The sequence below is a fragment of the Bradyrhizobium sp. AUGA SZCCT0158 genome (assembly GCF_018130065.1).
In the GTDB taxonomy this organism is placed as follows: domain Bacteria; phylum Pseudomonadota; class Alphaproteobacteria; order Rhizobiales; family Xanthobacteraceae; genus Bradyrhizobium.
The window spans coordinates 1-15551 of record NZ_JAFCME010000048.1; the positions used below are offsets into that span (position 1 = coordinate 1).

Annotated in this window: 17 protein-coding genes and 1 pseudogene; 11 read left to right on the forward strand and 7 right to left on the reverse strand. The window is 59.3% G+C overall.

Features of this window, described 5'->3' with window-relative positions; translation table 11 throughout:
* Positions 1 to 48 precede the first annotated feature (48 nt).
* Together JQ574_RS33810 and JQ574_RS33815 are read right to left on the reverse strand one after the other, a co-directional pair.
* Positions 49 to 261 (reverse strand): hypothetical protein, encoded by a 213-nt coding sequence (locus tag JQ574_RS33810; protein ID WP_212384210.1) that lies wholly within the window; start codon positions 259 to 261, stop codon positions 49 to 51.
* A complete protein-coding gene (locus tag JQ574_RS33815; protein ID WP_212209589.1) occupies positions 255 to 1190 on the reverse strand; it encodes a LysR family transcriptional regulator in 936 nt (311 codons plus the stop codon). Before JQ574_RS33815 ends, JQ574_RS33810 begins: the two co-directional genes overlap by 7 nt.
* 124 nt (positions 1191 to 1314) lie before the next feature.
* Between JQ574_RS33815 and JQ574_RS33820 the strand changes: the two are divergent.
* The 6 genes and pseudogenes from JQ574_RS33820 (at position 1315) to JQ574_RS33845 (ending at position 6419) form a co-directional block, all read left to right on the forward strand.
* Positions 1315 to 2187: pseudogene (locus tag JQ574_RS33820) on the forward strand (pirin family protein).
* A gap of 111 nt (positions 2188 to 2298) precedes the next feature.
* Positions 2299 to 2982, forward strand: coding sequence for a hydrolase (locus JQ574_RS33825; protein ID WP_212209664.1), 684 nt, complete (start codon positions 2299 to 2301; stop codon positions 2980 to 2982).
* Between the two features lie 133 nt (positions 2983 to 3115).
* The gene (locus JQ574_RS33830; protein WP_212209591.1) at positions 3116 to 3757 is read left to right on the forward strand and encodes a hydrolase; all 642 of its coding nucleotides are present in this window, start codon (positions 3116 to 3118) and stop codon (positions 3755 to 3757) included.
* Between the two features lie 84 nt (positions 3758 to 3841).
* A complete protein-coding gene (locus tag JQ574_RS33835; RefSeq protein WP_212209592.1) occupies positions 3842 to 4138 on the forward strand; it encodes a putative quinol monooxygenase in 297 nt (98 codons plus the stop codon).
* A 149-nt stretch (positions 4139 to 4287) separates the two neighbouring features.
* Positions 4288 to 5697 carry an alginate export family protein gene (locus JQ574_RS33840; RefSeq protein ID WP_212209593.1) on the forward strand — a complete coding sequence of 470 codons (1410 nt, stop codon included), beginning with the start codon at positions 4288 to 4290 and terminating at the stop codon, positions 5695 to 5697.
* A gap of 464 nt (positions 5698 to 6161) precedes the next feature.
* Complete coding sequence (locus tag JQ574_RS33845; protein ID WP_212209594.1) at positions 6162 to 6419, forward strand: MaoC family dehydratase; 258 nt, start codon at positions 6162 to 6164, stop codon at positions 6417 to 6419.
* Positions 6420 to 6714: 295 nt separating this feature from the next.
* Here JQ574_RS33845 and JQ574_RS33850 read toward each other — a convergent pair whose 3' ends face one another.
* Together JQ574_RS33850 and opgC are read right to left on the reverse strand one after the other, a co-directional pair.
* Positions 6715 to 6933 carry a hypothetical protein gene (locus tag JQ574_RS33850; protein ID WP_212209595.1) on the reverse strand — a complete coding sequence of 73 codons (219 nt, stop codon included), beginning with the start codon at positions 6931 to 6933 and terminating at the stop codon, positions 6715 to 6717.
* Between the two features lie 52 nt (positions 6934 to 6985).
* On the reverse strand, positions 6986 to 8368 hold the full coding sequence (gene opgC, locus JQ574_RS33855; RefSeq protein ID WP_212209596.1) for an OpgC domain-containing protein: 1383 nt from the start codon (positions 8366 to 8368) through the stop codon (positions 6986 to 6988).
* Between the two features lie 422 nt (positions 8369 to 8790).
* Between opgC and JQ574_RS33860 the strand changes: the two genes are divergently transcribed.
* A complete protein-coding gene (locus JQ574_RS33860; protein ID WP_212209597.1) occupies positions 8791 to 9453 on the forward strand; it encodes a response regulator transcription factor in 663 nt (220 codons plus the stop codon).
* Here the strand turns inward: JQ574_RS33860 and JQ574_RS33865 are convergent.
* The gene (locus tag JQ574_RS33865; protein WP_212384211.1) at positions 9448 to 11568 is read right to left on the reverse strand and encodes an MASE1 domain-containing protein; all 2121 of its coding nucleotides are present in this window, start codon (positions 11566 to 11568) and stop codon (positions 9448 to 9450) included. The two genes, JQ574_RS33860 and JQ574_RS33865, sit on opposite strands and share 6 nt — an antisense overlap.
* A gap of 673 nt (positions 11569 to 12241) precedes the next feature.
* On the opposite strand from JQ574_RS33865, the gene JQ574_RS33870 reads away from it, so the two are divergent.
* Positions 12242 to 12439, forward strand: coding sequence for a hypothetical protein (locus JQ574_RS33870; protein ID WP_212209599.1), 198 nt, complete (start codon positions 12242 to 12244; stop codon positions 12437 to 12439).
* A 189-nt stretch (positions 12440 to 12628) separates the two neighbouring features.
* Here the strand turns inward: JQ574_RS33870 and JQ574_RS33875 are convergent, their stop codons facing one another.
* Positions 12629 to 13654, reverse strand: a complete 1026-nt coding sequence (locus JQ574_RS33875) for a fatty acid desaturase (RefSeq protein ID WP_212209600.1) — start codon at positions 13652 to 13654, stop codon at positions 12629 to 12631.
* A 334-nt stretch (positions 13655 to 13988) separates the two neighbouring features.
* On the opposite strand from JQ574_RS33875, the gene ykgO reads away from it, so the two are divergent.
* The 3 genes from ykgO to JQ574_RS33890 all read left to right on the forward strand — a co-directional run bounded on the left by ykgO (position 13989) and on the right by JQ574_RS33890 (position 15252).
* Positions 13989 to 14114: a type B 50S ribosomal protein L36 gene (gene ykgO / locus JQ574_RS33880; RefSeq protein ID WP_002718645.1), complete on the forward strand. Its 126-nt coding sequence runs from the start codon at positions 13989 to 13991 to the stop codon at positions 14112 to 14114.
* A 93-nt stretch (positions 14115 to 14207) separates the two neighbouring features.
* Positions 14208 to 14867, forward strand: coding sequence for a tetratricopeptide repeat protein (locus JQ574_RS33885; protein ID WP_212209601.1), 660 nt, complete (start codon positions 14208 to 14210; stop codon positions 14865 to 14867).
* A 109-nt stretch (positions 14868 to 14976) separates the two neighbouring features.
* On the forward strand, positions 14977 to 15252 hold the full coding sequence (locus JQ574_RS33890; RefSeq protein WP_212209602.1) for a hypothetical protein: 276 nt from the start codon (positions 14977 to 14979) through the stop codon (positions 15250 to 15252).
* Positions 15253 to 15342: 90 nt separating this feature from the next.
* Here JQ574_RS33890 and JQ574_RS33895 read toward each other — a convergent pair whose 3' ends face one another.
* On the reverse strand, positions 15343 to 15522 hold the full coding sequence (locus JQ574_RS33895) for a hypothetical protein (RefSeq protein ID WP_211993733.1): 180 nt from the start codon (positions 15520 to 15522) through the stop codon (positions 15343 to 15345).
* Positions 15523 to 15551: the final 29 nt, after the last annotated feature.

The following is a 15551-nucleotide window of genomic DNA, read 5'->3' on the forward strand; positions in this document are numbered from 1 at the left end:
CAAGTCTCCACCCACCAAGGGGAAATGAATCAGCGATCTCCTTCGGCTTCAACAGTCGAGTTTTTCAACACAATCGGAGACAAGCAGCCATCGCAAATATCGATCGCCCTTGGTGGTGCTGTTGTCCTTGCCGCCGGGTGGTGTGTTGCTTCGGCCCCAACCCAATCCAAGCAGCCACGCCGCGTCCCAACGCGCCTTCCAGTCGCCGATCTCAGCAACGAGAGGCGGTGGCGACGAATCGGTAGAGAAGATCCTCACCATTGCTGCTGCTGCTGTCTCTCCGCTCGGCTCAGGATCGCATATTCAGCTGCCACAAAATCCAGGAGCGCACGAACTGAGGGAAGCAGACCCCGGCGCGACGGGAAGATGGCATGGATGATGCCCGCCTGAGGGGACCATCCCGGCAACACGTCGATCAATGTTCCGTCGGAAAGGTCTTTTGTCACCATCATGGTCGGTAATTGTACCACGCCCACGCCGTGCAGGGCCGCTAGGCGCAGGGTAACCATGTCCTCCGTTATCAAGCGAGGTTGGTGAGGAATCCGGGCCGTGGCTCCGTTCGGCCCATCCAGGACCCAGTCGTAGTCTTTTTGTTGTTGCGGCGGACCCCAGGCAAGAGTCGGAAGCTTGCTGAGATCGGCTGGCACAAGCGGCCTGGAAAGGTCCTTCATCACCGCGGGGCTGGCCAGCAGGCGTTGCGTGCTCTCTGCAAGCACCTTCATGACAAGGTCGCTTTCCTCCAGTGGCGGGAAGCGTACCCGGATCGCGATGTCGAATCCTTCGCGGATCACATCGACCGGTCGATTGATGGCTTCAAGATGGACTTCGACGTTCGGGCACGACGCCATAAACCGCGCCACCATGTCACCGACCTGAAAATAAAGCACCGATGACGGACAGCTTAACCGAACGATTCCCCTCGGCTCGGCGCGCGCTCTTTCGATCGCGTCCTGCGCCGCCTCGGCTTCAACCAGCATGGCGACACAATGGCGGTAATATTCCAGGCCTATCTCCGTGACAGTGAAACGACGCGTCGATCGCTGGAGCAGACGGACGCCGAGACGGTCCTCGAGCAGGCCGATGCGCCGGCTGAGCCTTGAGCGCGGCATGCCGAGCGCCCGCGCCGCCGCTGCGAAGCCGTTATGCTCAACCACCTGAGCGAAGAAATAGAGATCGTTGAGGTCCTGCATCGTTGCCCATTGTCCCCCCAATAGGACATAGCGACTCGATTATGCCGGCTATTCGAGGGTTTGTCGCGCTCCTATCCTCTATCGCAAGGAAACGAGCGCTCGAAACCTTGGACGGAGGGTTCCTATGCGAAAAATTCTCGGAGTTTATGCAAGTCCCAATCCGCACTGGGTGGGCGACGGCTTTCCAGTGCGATCGATGTTCTCGAACGCGAGCCACGGCCAGCATGTGAACCCATTCCTTCTGTTGGACTATGCCGGCCCGGCGGAGTTTTCGCCTGCGCAAAAGCCGCGCGGCGTAGGGGAGCACCCGCATCGCGGATTTGAGACGGTCACCATCGTCTATCAGGGCGAGGTTGAGCACCGCGATTCGACGGGCAAAGGCGGCGTGATCGGGCCGGGTGACGTGCAGTGGATGACGGCGGCGTCCGGCATCCTGCATGAGGAGTTCCATTCGCAAGAGTTTACGCGCAAGGGTGGGACGTTGGAGATGGTCCAACTCTGGGTAAATCTGCCCGCCAAGGATAAAGACGCTGAGCCGGGCTACCAGACGCTCTTCGACCGAGACATCCCTGCTTTGGCTTTGCCAAATAGTGCGGGTCGGCTTAGGGTGATCGCAGGCGAGTATCAGGGCAGCCGGGGACCGGCGCGGACTTTCACGCCGATCAACGTCTAGGATTTGCGGCTGGGCCAGGGCGGCAGGACAGCTCTTGCCTTGCCGGAGGGGCACACCGTCGGCATGGCGGTGTTGCGTGGCACGGTTCTCGTCAATGGAAGCGAGAGCGCGAGTGAGGCGCAGTTCGTGCTGCTTGACCAAAGGGGTGGCGATGTGACTCTGGAAGCCACCAGTGATGCGACGGTCTTGATCCTGAGCGGCGAGCCGATTGACGAGCCGGTCGTCATGTATGGCCCCTTCGTCATGAACACCGAGGACGAAATCAGGCGTGCGATAGCCGACTTTCAGAGCGGGAGGTTTGGCGCGATCCGCGCCGACGTCTAAGCCATTCCGAAGTCCGACCCTGCCTGCCGGCCCTTCGGCTCGGCTCGCGCAGCAGCGTGAGACTCTCATGGGCAAAATGACCTGTAACCAAGGAGGAAAGTCATGAGCACGATTGCAAGTCCTGCCAACTTCGAAGGCAAACGACCGGTCATAGATCCGGATGATTCCGCTATGTTGCTGATCGACCACCAGAGTGGCCTCTTTCAAACTGTTGGCGACATGCCGTTTCCGGAATTGCGCTTGCGTGCTGCGGCGCTCGCAAAAATGGCGACATTGTGCAAGATGCCGGTGATCACCACGGCTTCGGTGCCGCAGGGGCCGAATGGGCCGCTGATCCCTGAAATTCATGAGAATGCGCCGCACGCCAAATACGTGGCGCGCAAAGGCGAAATCAACGCCTGGGATAATCCGGACTTCGTCGCAGCGGTCAAGGCCACCGGCCGCAAGACACTGATCATCGCCGGCACCATCACCAGTGTTTGCATGGCGTTCCCGTCGATCGCCGCGGTGCACGAGGGCTACAGAGTGTTCGCTGTGGTCGATGCCTCGGGGACCTATTCGAAGATGGCGGAAGAGATCACGCTGATGCGTGTTGTCCAGGCCGGTGTCGTGCCGATGGACACCGCTGCGGTCGCTTCGGAGTTGCAGAAGACATGGCACCGCGACGACGCCAAAGAATGGGCCGAGGTCTACACGAAGATCTTCCCGCCCTATCAGCTGCTGATCGAAAGCTACACAAAGGCTCAACAGGTCGCCGTGGACCACGAACAGCTGGATTCGCAGCGCGCAGCCTAAATGAACTGGCGCCCTGGCGAGCCGCCGTCAGGGCGCGTTGATTGGAGCACTTTCACCGGGCGGATTGGGCTCGCAACCGCCCAACATTCGGACAGACGTCTGGCCGTAGACGCGAGCATTGAAGGAGGACAAGATGACCAGTGAAACCATTCGCGATCCCGCCAAGGATCGGTTGTTAACGCCACAGAACTCTGCCTTCATCATCATCGACTATCAGCCGGTTCAGGTGAACTCGATTGCATCGATGGACCGGCAGCTCCTCATCAATAACGTCGTTGGTGCGTGTAAGGCGGCCGTCGCTTACAAATTGCCGATCGTTCATTCGACGGTGAACGTAAAGACCGGGCTCAACAAGCCGCCTATCTCGCAGGTTCAACAGGCGCTGAAGGGGATCCCGACCATCGACCGGACCACGATCAACTCGTGGGAAGACGTCGAATTTCGTCAGGCGGTGCAGGCAACGGGACGGAAAAAACTGATCATGACGGCTCTCTGGACGGAAGCCTGCCTGACTTTTCCCGCAATCGACGCGCTGGCTGAAAACTATGAGGTCTATGTCGTCGCTGACGCGGTCGGGGGCACATCCGTCATGGCTCACGAGGCGGCGCTGCGGCGGATCGAGCAGGCGGGTGGCAAGATGATCAGCGTACCGCAACTCTTCTGCGAGTTGCAGCGTGACTGGTCGCGTAAGGAGACGGTCCCCGCCTTCATGAACCTGTTTATCGAAACCGGGGGCACCGCAGGCATCCAGTTCTCGTATGACCGTGCGGCATGACAAACCGGTTATGGCATCCCGGCAGTGAAAGCCGGGATGCCATTTCGGCCAATGTGCTGTCCAGCAGAAAGAGGGACCTCAAACATGAGCGAATTGTTCATGGTGGTTGCGCTGCACGCGAAAGCGGGAAAGGAAGATGAATTGCGGCGTGATCTGATCGCCGTCGTCGAGCCTTCACGGAGTGAGGAGGGCAATCTCCGCTACGAACTCTTCGTTGACCAAAGCGATCCCCGCCGCTTCGTGTTCGTAGAGCATTGGGCGTCACCCGAGGCTCAGCACAAGCATCACACTGAGGGAGCTCACATTCAGGAATTCAATGCGAACGGCGCGAGGAATGTGGAGCAGATCGAATTTGCCCACATGCTGGCCCGCCTTGCATAGAACTAGGAGGGCCGATGGTCGCAAGCCTGCGGACTGGCTTCAGCGAGACGCAGGCGAAAGTTTTTAGCGCTGAGGCTGTGCTGGAGATCATCGGTGGTTAGGATCTGCGCACGACAGATCGGGGAAAATCGAGTGCCAAGGAGACTGACATGGACGGTCGTCAAGCACTACAACTACCCTGCTGCTTGCTCGTTCTGGGCTCTGCCTCGATCGCTTATGCGCAGCAACCGCCGAAACAGGATATGCCACCCCCCTACAAGCTTTTCCGCTTCGAGGAAGATTACAGATATCTCCAGGATCCGACCAAGCGCACGGACATCTGGGACCCGATCAAATATATCCCCATGGGTTCGGATCCTGCTTGGTATCTCAGCCTCGGCGGCGAACTCCGCGAGCGCTTCGAATTCTACTCGCACCCGAATCTTGGGTTACAGGGTCAAGGGCCGAACAGCTATCTCTTACACCGACTTCTCTTGCACGCCGACTTGCACGCGAGCGACTACTTTCGCGCGTTCGTTCAGGTCGGCAATCATCTTGCCCCCTGGAAGGACGCCGCAGCGCCTCCTTATCTCGACCGGCTCGATTTTCAGCAGGCGTTTGTCGATTTTCGACTGCCGTTCAGTGCCGACCGGGACCCGATTCTCCGTCTAGGGCGCCAGGAGATGGCGTACGGCTCACAGCGCCTGGTTGCGATCCGGGATGCCCCGAACGTACGCCGCAGCTTTGATGGAGCGCGTCTGAGTGGCGCCATTGAGGGCGTCAGCGTCGACGCCTTCGTCACGCGCCCCGTTCAGCATCAGGCCGGCATCTTCGACGATCCCTCGGATCAGAGGCAGGCTTTCTGGGGCGTCTACGCCACGACACCGGCGAGCTTCGTTTCTGGTGGGAAGCACGACCTCTACTATCTGGGGTTCGAAAATAAACAGGCGCTCTTCGCAGCGGGGCGGGGGGAGGAACGACGACAAACCATCGGCTCACGCTTCTTCGGCTCGGCTGGGGGGTGGGACTGGGATTGGGAGGTACTTGGCCAGTTCGGGACTTTCGCGGATCAAAATATCCGAGCTTGGGGTGTCTCGACCGACACGGGGTACACGTTTGACCCTGCAGGCTGGAAAGTCCGGCTTGGGTTGAAAGCCGATATCGGGAGCGGAGACCAGAATTTGCACGACGCCACGCTGGGGACCTTGAACGCACTCTTCCCAAAGCTGGCATATTTCAACCAAGCTGCAATCCTTGGGCCCTCGAATGTCATGAACCTGCAGCCGAGCTTGTCTTTCACTCCGATGGAGAAGCTCCAGCTGACGCTGGGCTATGGCTTTCTGTGGCGCGCCACCACCGCCGACGCGATTTATACCGGGGCCGGCGTCCCCGTGGCCGGAACGGCAGGCCAACCCGGCAGATTCACCGGCAGTCAATTTTCTATCGATCTCGCCTGGCAGGTGGATCGTCATGTCGAGACCGGTCTCGGCTACGTCCACTTCGATCCCGCCAGGGTCCTGCAAATGGCGGGGGGCCGAGATGTAGACTTCACCTACCTTTACGCCACGTATAGGTTTTGATCGACCCCTTCGACTCTTGTGATGCTGGCACAGCGATGGCGTCATTCTCACTGGTTGTGACCTTCAGGTCTTGGGACGAAAGGTCGAACAATCTTGCCTGAGCCATTTCCAGAGGCGGTTTGCTCGGCTAAGTTGCGCCGCAGTTGGAAGGTTCGATTATAATCCCTCTCCCCCTCCGCGTCCAAGAACGGTGATGAACTCACGCGTCTCCCCGGAGAACAGCCTAGACCAAGGTTAGGCCTACCTACTTTGCGGCCAGCAGCTGTGAGAATTGGCACTCATCCCCTGATGAAAATTGAGGAGGCCGATGTCTGCCTTGGTTCATTCGCTACAGGGGTGAACCAGCGGCAGGTCTGACCATGTCTGCTATGCCGCTGAAAGCGGAGGTAAAGTCACAGCATTAACGGCGCTATGTTGGACCGTGACGACGGACCATTTTGTCCTCGTGCCCCGGGGGCATCATCATGCACGGCATGAACAATTTCGGGGTGATCTCGCGAATGCTGACCGACTGGGCCTATCCGGCCGGCGCCATCCACCGTCGCCTCGAAACAAGATGGGTCAAGCCGGTGAAGCCCGGCGACACCATCCAGCCGACCGGCATCATCAAGTCGAAGCAGGTGACCAAGAACTCGCGCTGGGTGCTGATCGACGTCATGGTGCGCAACCAGACGGGCGAGAAGGTCGCGACCGGGGAAGCGATGGTCGAGTTTCCGAATTAGGGTGTGCACTCCTGAATCAGGACGCTCGTAGCACCACGGCCGGGTTGTGGATTGGAATCTGTGCTGGCGGGGAATTGTTGCGGATGTAACGGCATGCACAAAAAGAAAGGCCGCCTGCGTTGGCGCAAGCGGCCCGAGTCTAGGGAGGAAACGCCCAAGGAGGGCAGCGATAGCGCGAGGAGCGCTACCGCACCCCCTAGCTAACTGATCGCGATCGGCGGCTCAATTGGACGTAGGTAAACGTCGGGTATCTCAAGGTGTCGCGGAACAATACGAAGGTTTATAGCGCTCGCTACTAGGTCCGCTTGCGCACGTCAGTGGAAACGGTCTCGTGTGCACGCACCGGGGTGCAGGTCGTGAATACGAGCGCAAACCGGCTGCACTGCCAGTCAGCGCCGAGCGCGGCGCTGGTGGGTGATGTCAGGTTGACCGACAGTAATGCTGCTACGCAGAAAAACATCACGTACGCCGCGATCAGCACCGCTCCCTTGTGGGTCCTTGGGTGGGAAGTCATGGCCTAGGCTCCTGTACGATGGCCGGAAGAATAAGGGGCAGGCTCCACAGCTCTAATTCACATCCTGACCCACATTTTTCGCTGGTGATCCGAAAGCGTGCGCGATTGCTGGCACTGGATCAGCGCCGCAGTCGGACTCGCGCACCGGAGCAAACAGCATCTTTATTCGATCACCCCGTCGGCCCGGGCGAACAGTGGGCGGAATGTCAACGCCGAGCGCCTTGGCTGTCTTGAGATTGATGACCAGCTCAAACTTGGCTGGCTGCTCGACGGGCATGTCGGCGGGCTTCGCGTGCGGCTGCTGGCTCGGTTTGATCTTGATCAAGTTCAGCAGCGTCGCGGCCACGATCATCACCAGGACGCCACCAACACTGAGCGCGATCTGCATCGGCAACCCCTCCGAGATGTGAAGCAGCGCCAGGTGGCTGGCGAGCGTCAGCAGAACGCCGAGGCAGTAGATTGGCAGCGAATTCTGGCCACAGCGTGTGGCGCCGCGCATCACCGCCGTCGTCAGCCCTCGCCAATTGCGAGGCACGAACCATACCACCAGAACCGCAAGGGCAAAAAAATGCAGCAGTCGCAATGGATCGAGATTCGACTTGTCCATCGGGTAGAGCAGCGCTACCAGCGCCTGCGGGATCAGCGCTTCCAGCGGTTTGATGCTCCAGCTCAATGCGATGATGAGGCTGAACACCAGATAGAGAACGGCAGCCACAAGCGCGGCGCGTGAGGTCACCCACGGCCGGAATCTCTTGCCCTCGATGATCCACCACGCGCCAAGCACAAAAGGCAGCTGCCAGGCCAGCGGATTGAAGTACCAGTGGCTGCTCGGCCATGCCGGAATGGACCAGCCGAAGACGTGCACCAGTGCGTAAAGCAACAGCGACGTGCCGAGCGTTGCGTTCGGCGCCCGCAGCAGCAGCCACAGCAGTGGCGCGAACAACAGGTGATAAAGCACGAAGAGTGGCAAGACGTCGGTGTTGACGGGGCGGTATTGCAGGATCGCCGCGTGTGCGAGCGTCACGCCGGGCTGTTCCAACAGAATGCGCGTATTGCTCTCGTCGGCAAGACGGCCACTGCCTGCGAGGTGAACCATGATGGCGCAGGCGAGCGTGAGCAGCAGAAATGCGACATAGATATCCCAGCTTCGCCACAGCGTCCGGCCGATCAAGCCGGTCCAGCCCCCGCTCGACCGGGCCTTGCCGTAGGCCAGTGCGCAGGTCAGACCCGATATGAACATGAACACTTCCGCGGCATCGCTGAAGCCGTAGTTGCGCAACGTCACCCAGCTCCCGATGTTGTTGGGGACATGGTCTAGAAAGATCCACCAGAGCGCGATGCCGCGGCAGGCATCAATGCGCAGATCGCGGCCGTAGTCTTCCAGCTCCGGCAGCGCGCCTGCCAATGGCTTCAGGGTGGCAGTTCGATCATGCATCTGATTGCCCGTCCTGCATGCGAGCACGCTTCAAGAGGATCCGATCTGACAACAAACGCCGCCGCACGGCCGGATCGTAACGACGCTGAACCTAGCGACGAAAGCTATCGCGATAACGATCATATGGCGGCGCTTGGTAGAGCCTCCTGGCGCCGTCTTTGACGATCATCATTCACCGGCATGGCGCGTCAATCAGCCAGAGGCCCACACAGAGAGCTTCCTAGGTCCTAGTATCAAAGTACCGTGCGCCTACCGGTGCTTTCTATTTCAGCACACAGCGGCATTCGGCTTCTACCTTGAGTGCCTAACGGCCTGGGACGGAGGACGGTTTCGGAGCCAGTCTTCTTCCTCGCCAGAGACCCGAAGGCGGGTGTATGATTTTTTCAATGGATCTCCGTGCAATGGGAAACGGAGAGCTTTTCATGAAAGTTCTTATTGTCGACGATCATGCATTAATTCGCGACGCGTTGCACGCTGTCCTGAAGCAACTGAAGCGAGAAGCCGCCATATTTGAAGCTTCGAACGGCGATCAGGCAATGCACATCGTCGAGGAAAATCCCGACATCAACCTCATTTTGCTTGATATCAATTTACCTGATCGAGATGGATTCTCTGTCCTCCGCGAACTCCGTGACCGCTATGCGACCATTGCTATCATCATGCTCTCGTCCTCGGATGATCAAGATACAGTCAAGCGCGCTTTCAAACTTGGCGCTCTGGGTTTCATCACGAAAACTACCGAACGTGAGGTCATGCTCAACGCTATCGAGTTAGTGTTCTCCGGCGGTATTTACATTCCCTCGGAGATTCTTGAGGGAACAACGTCTCCGCGGCCTACAAGCAAGCCAGCGACGCGCGACTCTCCTAAGGGTCTGGGTTTGACCGATCGGCAGATTGAAGTGCTTGCGCTCCTGATGAAGGGAAAAAGCAACAAGACCATTGCCAGGACCCTCAATATGGCAGTGCCGACAGTGAAGAACCACATCACTGTCGTTCTCAAGGCGCTCAGCGTAACGAGCCGCACCGAGGCAGTAATAAAGGTAGGAAAAATGGGCTGGGAATTGTCGCCGAAATCCCAGTCATGACGCCGTCCCGGTGTCTCTCCTGTCGTCATGATCCCTGAAAAACTCGTGCATGACAGCGCGGAGCTGCATTGGGTCGACAGGCTTGTGCAGCAAAATGTATCCTCGATCCTTGGCGTCACGTAACGGTTCAGGTGCCGTATCGCCGCTGACGAGGATGGCTGGAATCGATGAGCCAAACGCCGCATTGATTTGTTCAATAACTTGGATCCCCGTCTTTCCGCTCGCAAGGTGGTAATCCGAGACGATAAGATCGGGGCGTTGTTGGCGCTCTGCAAGTCGGGTAAGTGCAGCCTCGTCCGATCCGGCGGTAAGGACGGAGTATCCCCAATTGCCAAGCAATCCGCCCGTTACCTCCAGCACAACTGGAGCATCGGCGATAACAAGAATTACCTTTCCTTCGACCGCAAAGGCCGCAGGATGAGGTTGTTCGACTGGCTCGTCGGACGTGACGCATTCCTCGGCCATCGGAACCAGGATTGCGAATCGCGAACCTCGGCCCACAGTCGAAGCCAAGTCGATTTGATGGTTGAGAAGTATGCAAAGCCTGTCGACAATAGCCAAGCCGAGTCCCAGGCCGCCATACCGGTTTCGTTCTGGGGCGGGAAGTTGAACAAACTCGCCGAATATATTCTGCTTCTGATCCTCAGGAATGCCGGGGCCGGTATCCCATACCTCAATACGCAACATTGCACCGCGCCGACGGCATCCGACGATGATCCCGCCCCGCAATGTATATCGCACAGCATTGGATGCCAGATTGAGCAGTATGCGTTCGAGCAGCATGGCGTCGCTCCGCACCCAGGCGTCATTTCGCCTGACGCGTAGACGCAAGCCTTTTTCTCGCGTTGCCTGATCAAACGCCATCTCGATTTTTTGCAACAGGCGCCCGATCGGGAATTCGGTTATTTTGGATGTAAGGATCCCGGCATCGAGCCTGGAAATATCCAGCAGCGAATTGAACATTTCATCCATTTCTTTTCGCGTTGCATCGATCTGCTCGATCGTCCTTGTCCTTTCTCCCGATTTGAGCGGCATGCGCAACTGCGCAACGAACAGCCCCAGCGCATGGAGCGGTTGCCGCAAATCATGGCTTGCCATTGCAAAAAAGCGCGATTGTGCTGCATTGGCGAGCTCCAGCTGTTGCGTGCGCTCTGCAACCTTCTGTTCGAGATTGATCTGCGCGCGGCGCAGACGTTCCTCGGCTTTCTTGCGCACCTCGACGTCGGCGCTCAATAACAAGCTTGGAACGGTAATACTGATCAAGAACATCAACACCAGCAGGAATGAAACGTTGAGATCCGCGGTCGTGAAGGGGCCGCCGCCCGTGAACGTCCCCCAAATCGTGATGCCCGCAAGCACCAGCGCAACCGTTGCGGTGTCACGTGGACCGCGGCGCAGCGCCGCCCACAACATTGGCAGGATCGCCAGAAAACCCAGCGGATCCCGGCTCGGCGTTTGCTCGATCAGGGGGCTGAAAGCAATGAGTCCAACAGCCGCCGCTGTTACGAGGACGCCGGCCGTCTCCAGAAATTCATTGCGGTTGAAGGCATGGGAGTGGCTTGACGCCCAAAGCACGATAACGGGCGCAATGACCAGCGCGCCGGTCACATCTCCCAGCCACCATGTGACCCAGGCGTTCGCGAAATTCGCTCGTTCGATGTACCCGGCGGTTGCCAGGCTGGTCAGTCCAATGCTCGCGCTGATCGGTGTCGCGATCACGAAGCAAATCAGAGCAAACTTCGCGATAGAATCTGGCCTCGAAAACGTATCACATCCGCTTGACCATCGATTGATCAGGTAAGCGCCAACGACCGCTTCAAGAGAGTTACCGGTCGCAATCGCAATTGCGGTGGCAACCGAGCCGGCGGTCGTCGCATTGGCGATCACCGCAGCCGCAAAAATTGCGGGCCAGGCTCGATATCCCCACAACAGCACCGCCGCCAGCGCGAAACCCGTTGGTGGCCAAATTGGCGTGGCACTGGGATGAATGGAGGCGAGAGCGAGGCCGCCTTTTGCCAGCGCGAAATAGATCCCTCCAATTGCAACCAGACCGCCGGCATACCTGATGCCTCGGCGGAAATGTGTCTCCGGCGTTGGTGATCGTGGATCGGACATCGTCGGCGCCTGGACTAGGCAGTTGGATCGTCCACCATGACCTTTTGATCAAGGATCAAAGATCGCTGTTTCTCGTTTACCGAGCGGTTGATAGACACCCCTGGGTCCGAGCGGTGCGACAACGCAAGACTCGGCAAGATGCGCTCGGATCGATTGATCACCGCAGTCCGCTGACGGACGAAGAGATAGCGCGTACTTGGTTCACTCTCTGCCGATGCCGATCGACATCGGCTCACGGGCTGGAATGCGTGGCGGTGAATGTAGCGGAGACGGGGCCTTCCGCAGGAATGCTCTTGGCCTGGACATTGCCAGCCATGAGAACGATAGCAACTGAGGACATTGACAGAATTGAATAGTCATTTGCGATTGCTCCGTCCTTGGCGGCCACCGCAATTGTCCTGCATAATCGCAATTCGGTTTCGTTGAGGAAACTACCCATTTCGAGTTAGCAGCAGCTGGTAGTAAGCCTTTTGGACAATGATCAGTTTAGCCTTCGGTTCACTCTGCGAGGTCCGCTAGGCGCGCGATGAGCGGACATGACCGGGTTCTCTGTTTCACCACGCGCTGGCGGGCGCGCGTTTGTCGTCGGCGACGATGAGGACACGAGACATTAACCTCCGCCCGGTAGGCTGCAACGTCCGCCCGGTAGTCTGCCCGCGTTGGAGCGTCGCGTATGGATATCACGACCATGGTCAGCGGCATTCTCGCCACTCAGGACGAGAGTAAGCAGCTGCAAATCGCGACCACTGTCCTGAGATCCAGCGCCAAAGCAGATGCGGAGAAAATCGCGGCCGAGACGCGTGCGGCCGAGCAGGCCTCGCCCGCCGATCCTGGCCCCGGCGTCGGCGACAATCTCGACATTACCGCCTAATCCAATTGTCGGAATTTTTGGCCAGCACGCGCCGAATGGCTCAAAAAGTTGCGCAGTGATATCGTCCTGCCGGTGATTTGCCCGTCGCGTCAAATGTTTTCGCGGGCAAAGTATCCATGCTGGAGGCCCTTTCTTTTCAAGGGGTTCCTTTCTTTGCATGGGGTTGTTTTCGATTTTGAGTCCGGGCTCCTATTCGGGAACGCCCGTCGAGCCGCGCGTCGTCAGTCTGCTTCCAGCCGGCTGCCTTGCGAGATGCTTGCTCGGCGGCACCACGTCGGTCGCCAATCCGAGCCACGCCAGAAAGCGAATGGTCAGCCAGGTGTTGTCCATCTCCCACCAGCGATGACCATGGCGCGCCGAGCGAGGATCGGCGTGATGGTTGTTGTGCCAGCCTTCTCCGTTGGAGATCAGGCCGACGACGAGGTTGTTGCGGCTGTCCTCGTCGGTCTCATAGTTCCGGTAGCCCCAGACATGCGTTACCGAATTGACTGCCCAGGTGATGTGCCAGACCAGCACGGTGCGGACGAAGACGCCGAACAGGAGAATGCTGAGGCCGGTCTGCGTTGCTTCGGCCGGCGTTGCGCCAAACAGCCAGGCCACGGCGAATCCGGCGGCGAAGAACAGCGGCATCTGAATGAGATTGATCCAGATCAGCCAGTTATGGCGTTCCAGCGCGACATAGAAGCGATCGCGTAAGATGTCCTTGGCGTAGCGCTCATAGATCCCGAGCCGCGACAGCTCCGGCTGATGCACCAGGATCCAGCCGATATGGGCCCAGAAGAAACTTGCCAGCGGGCTGTGCGGGTCCGGCTGCTGGTCGGCGAATTGATGGTGGCGGCGGTGGATCGCGACCCAGCGCGCCGGCGTTTCCTGCAGGCAGGACATCGCGATCACCACCATGCTGTGCTCCAGCCATTTCGGGCATTTCAGGCCGCGATGGGTGAGCAGCCGGTGGTAACAAAGGTTGATGCCGAACAGCCCGCACAGATGCGTGCCCACGATCGCGACGATCAGGCCGCTCCAGCTGAAATAGCCTGGCAGCAAGGCCAGCAGTGCCAGGGCGTGGTAGGCGCCGATCCCCAGAATGTAGGGCCAGTTGAGCTGATACGGCAGCACGCCGGCAGGCAGCAGCAGCCTGGCGCTTGGGGGCAGGTTAATCGCGGCGTCAGGGGGCAGTACCGCAGTCTTGACGGTCGGCCGGGGAGGGGTCGTCATTAGGAGGTCGGTTCCATTCTGCGGGGGGAGGCGTCGTCGGCGACGCAAGGGAGCGATTCCTCTTATACGGTTCGCGCTGGCGCCGGGGTCCAAATTCTGGGGCTAATTGACGCTGGATTCTCGAGAAAAATCACTGGAGAATCAGCTGGCTAGCGGCCCCCCGAGGCAGGTGGGCGGGATTTCGCAGGGTTGATTGACATTCTCCCCCGCGATGGCTTAGAAACCGCCCCGTCCCGGGCGGTATGGCCGCTGGCGGGAAAAATCTCATTTTGCCACTTTCGGGTAGCGCAGGTTCGGCCTCCATCACGGCCTTTCAACGCATCAGGATTGTCCCATGAAGGTCCGTAACTCGCTGAAATCGTTGCGCGGTCGCCATCGCAACAACCGTCTGGTCCGCCGCAAGGGCCGGGTCTACGTGATCAACAAGGTGCAGCGCCGCTTCAAGGCCCGTCAGGGCTGAGGTCGGCTTTTCGCCCTTAGATTCCGTCCCGCTTCACAGGTCTTTGACGACGTGCTGCTTTGCAGCTCGTTTTTGTGCGTCTAGACTTGCCCCATGGCTTTGAGATTCCTGCAAGCTCCTAACTGCCGGATCGCGATCGTTGTCGCCGCTGTCATGACAGCCGTGCCGGTGATGGCGTTTGCCCAGAACGATCCCCGAATCATCCCGCCGCCCAAGCAGCAAAAGAAGCTGCCGGAAGCGCCGAGCAAACTGCCGAAGGTCGGCGCCGATCGGACGCGCGGTCTGGATTTCCTGTTCGGCGCGCTGAAGGCTGCGCCCGATGAGGCCAGCGCCAAGCATGTCGAGGCGCGGATCTGGGCGCTGTGGATGCAGACCCCGAGCGATACCGCGGCGCTGTTGATGGTGCGCGCCAAGGCGGCCATGGACGCGCAGAAGGCCGATGTCGCGCTCAAGCTGCTGGATGCCGTGGTCAAGCTGCGACCCGATTATGTCGAAGCCTGGAATCGGCGCGCGACGCTGTATTACCTGAAGAACGATTACGCCCATTCGCTCGAGGACATAAGGCAGGTGCTGGTCCGCGAACCGCGCCACTTCGGGGCGCTGGCCGGCCTCGGCATGATCATGCAGGACATCGGCGAGGAAAAGCGCGCGCTGGAAGCGTTCCGCAAGGCCCTCGCGGTCAACCCGTACCTCGAAAAGGTGCCGGAACTGGTCAAGACGCTGACCGAAAAGGTCGAGGGCCGCGATATCTGATTCAATCAGAAGCGCTGTGCTCCGTCGCGGTTAACCCTGTTTCCGGACAGGCCGGAACGTTTCCCGCCAACGCATTATTATCGACCGTCAGCTTGTCAGGAGCGAAGCCATGAAATCATTGCTGCTGGCCGGCGCGGTGATTGTCACTGCCGGCACGAGCGCTTTCGGCGCAGACTATTGGGTGGTCGGCGACCGCGCGGCCAACAAATGCGAGATCGTCACCAGCAATCCCGTGATCAACGCGCAGGTCGGCGGAAATATCTGGTTCGGCAGCGGGCCCTATCGATCGCTCGACGATGCCAAACTCGCACGCACCACCCTCAGCGCTTGCCCGAAGGTAGAACAGCCTTCCTCCGAAGCGGGGGATGAGGACAAGTCGGACTAAACAAGTCGGACCAGATCAGGCTGAGGCGTTTTCAAGCCAAGCAGGCCCTCGGACTTGATCCGGGGGGGCAATACCGGTTCGCGTAACGTCCTAGTGCAGCACATTGCTGCCGCGCGCCATGCCGTCGAGGCCTGCCGCCGCGTAGAACTGAGCCAGCTCCGCTTCCAGCTGTTCATTGACCAGCAGAAGCGCCTTCAGCGCGCCGCGCATGTCGCCGTTGCAGGTCGCTACGATCTGGTCGATGGCCGCTTCGCTTGCGTCGGAAATCATGGGTGGTCCTCCGATTGTACCGTGGAACA

What these genes read in the sequence shown, in the direction of transcription:
- JQ574_RS33810 (WP_212384210.1), bottom strand. Translation starts at nt 261, where the DNA reads ATGGTGAGGATCTTCTCTACCGATTCGTCGCCACCGCCTCTCGTTGCT.
- JQ574_RS33815 (WP_212209589.1), bottom strand. Translation starts at nt 1,190, where the DNA reads ATGCAGGACCTCAACGATCTCTATTTCTTCGCTCAGGTGGTTGAGCAT.
- JQ574_RS33830 (WP_212209591.1), top strand. Translation starts at nt 3,116, where the DNA reads ATGACCAGTGAAACCATTCGCGATCCCGCCAAGGATCGGTTGTTAACG.
- JQ574_RS33835 (WP_212209592.1), top strand. Translation starts at nt 3,842, where the DNA reads ATGAGCGAATTGTTCATGGTGGTTGCGCTGCACGCGAAAGCGGGAAAG.
- JQ574_RS33840 (WP_212209593.1), top strand. Translation starts at nt 4,288, where the DNA reads ATGGACGGTCGTCAAGCACTACAACTACCCTGCTGCTTGCTCGTTCTG.
- JQ574_RS33845 (WP_212209594.1), top strand. Translation starts at nt 6,162, where the DNA reads ATGCACGGCATGAACAATTTCGGGGTGATCTCGCGAATGCTGACCGAC.
- JQ574_RS33850 (WP_212209595.1), bottom strand. Translation starts at nt 6,933, where the DNA reads ATGACTTCCCACCCAAGGACCCACAAGGGAGCGGTGCTGATCGCGGCG.
- opgC (WP_212209596.1), bottom strand. Translation starts at nt 8,368, where the DNA reads ATGCATGATCGAACTGCCACCCTGAAGCCATTGGCAGGCGCGCTGCCG.
- JQ574_RS33860 (WP_212209597.1), top strand. Translation starts at nt 8,791, where the DNA reads ATGAAAGTTCTTATTGTCGACGATCATGCATTAATTCGCGACGCGTTG.
- JQ574_RS33865 (WP_212384211.1), bottom strand. Translation starts at nt 11,568, where the DNA reads ATGTCCGATCCACGATCACCAACGCCGGAGACACATTTCCGCCGAGGC.
- JQ574_RS33870 (WP_212209599.1), top strand. Translation starts at nt 12,242, where the DNA reads ATGGATATCACGACCATGGTCAGCGGCATTCTCGCCACTCAGGACGAG.
- JQ574_RS33875 (WP_212209600.1), bottom strand. Translation starts at nt 13,654, where the DNA reads ATGACGACCCCTCCCCGGCCGACCGTCAAGACTGCGGTACTGCCCCCT.
- ykgO (WP_002718645.1), top strand. Translation starts at nt 13,989, where the DNA reads ATGAAGGTCCGTAACTCGCTGAAATCGTTGCGCGGTCGCCATCGCAAC.
- JQ574_RS33885 (WP_212209601.1), top strand. Translation starts at nt 14,208, where the DNA reads ATGGCTTTGAGATTCCTGCAAGCTCCTAACTGCCGGATCGCGATCGTT.
- JQ574_RS33890 (WP_212209602.1), top strand. Translation starts at nt 14,977, where the DNA reads ATGAAATCATTGCTGCTGGCCGGCGCGGTGATTGTCACTGCCGGCACG.
- JQ574_RS33895 (WP_211993733.1), bottom strand. Translation starts at nt 15,522, where the DNA reads ATGATTTCCGACGCAAGCGAAGCGGCCATCGACCAGATCGTAGCGACC.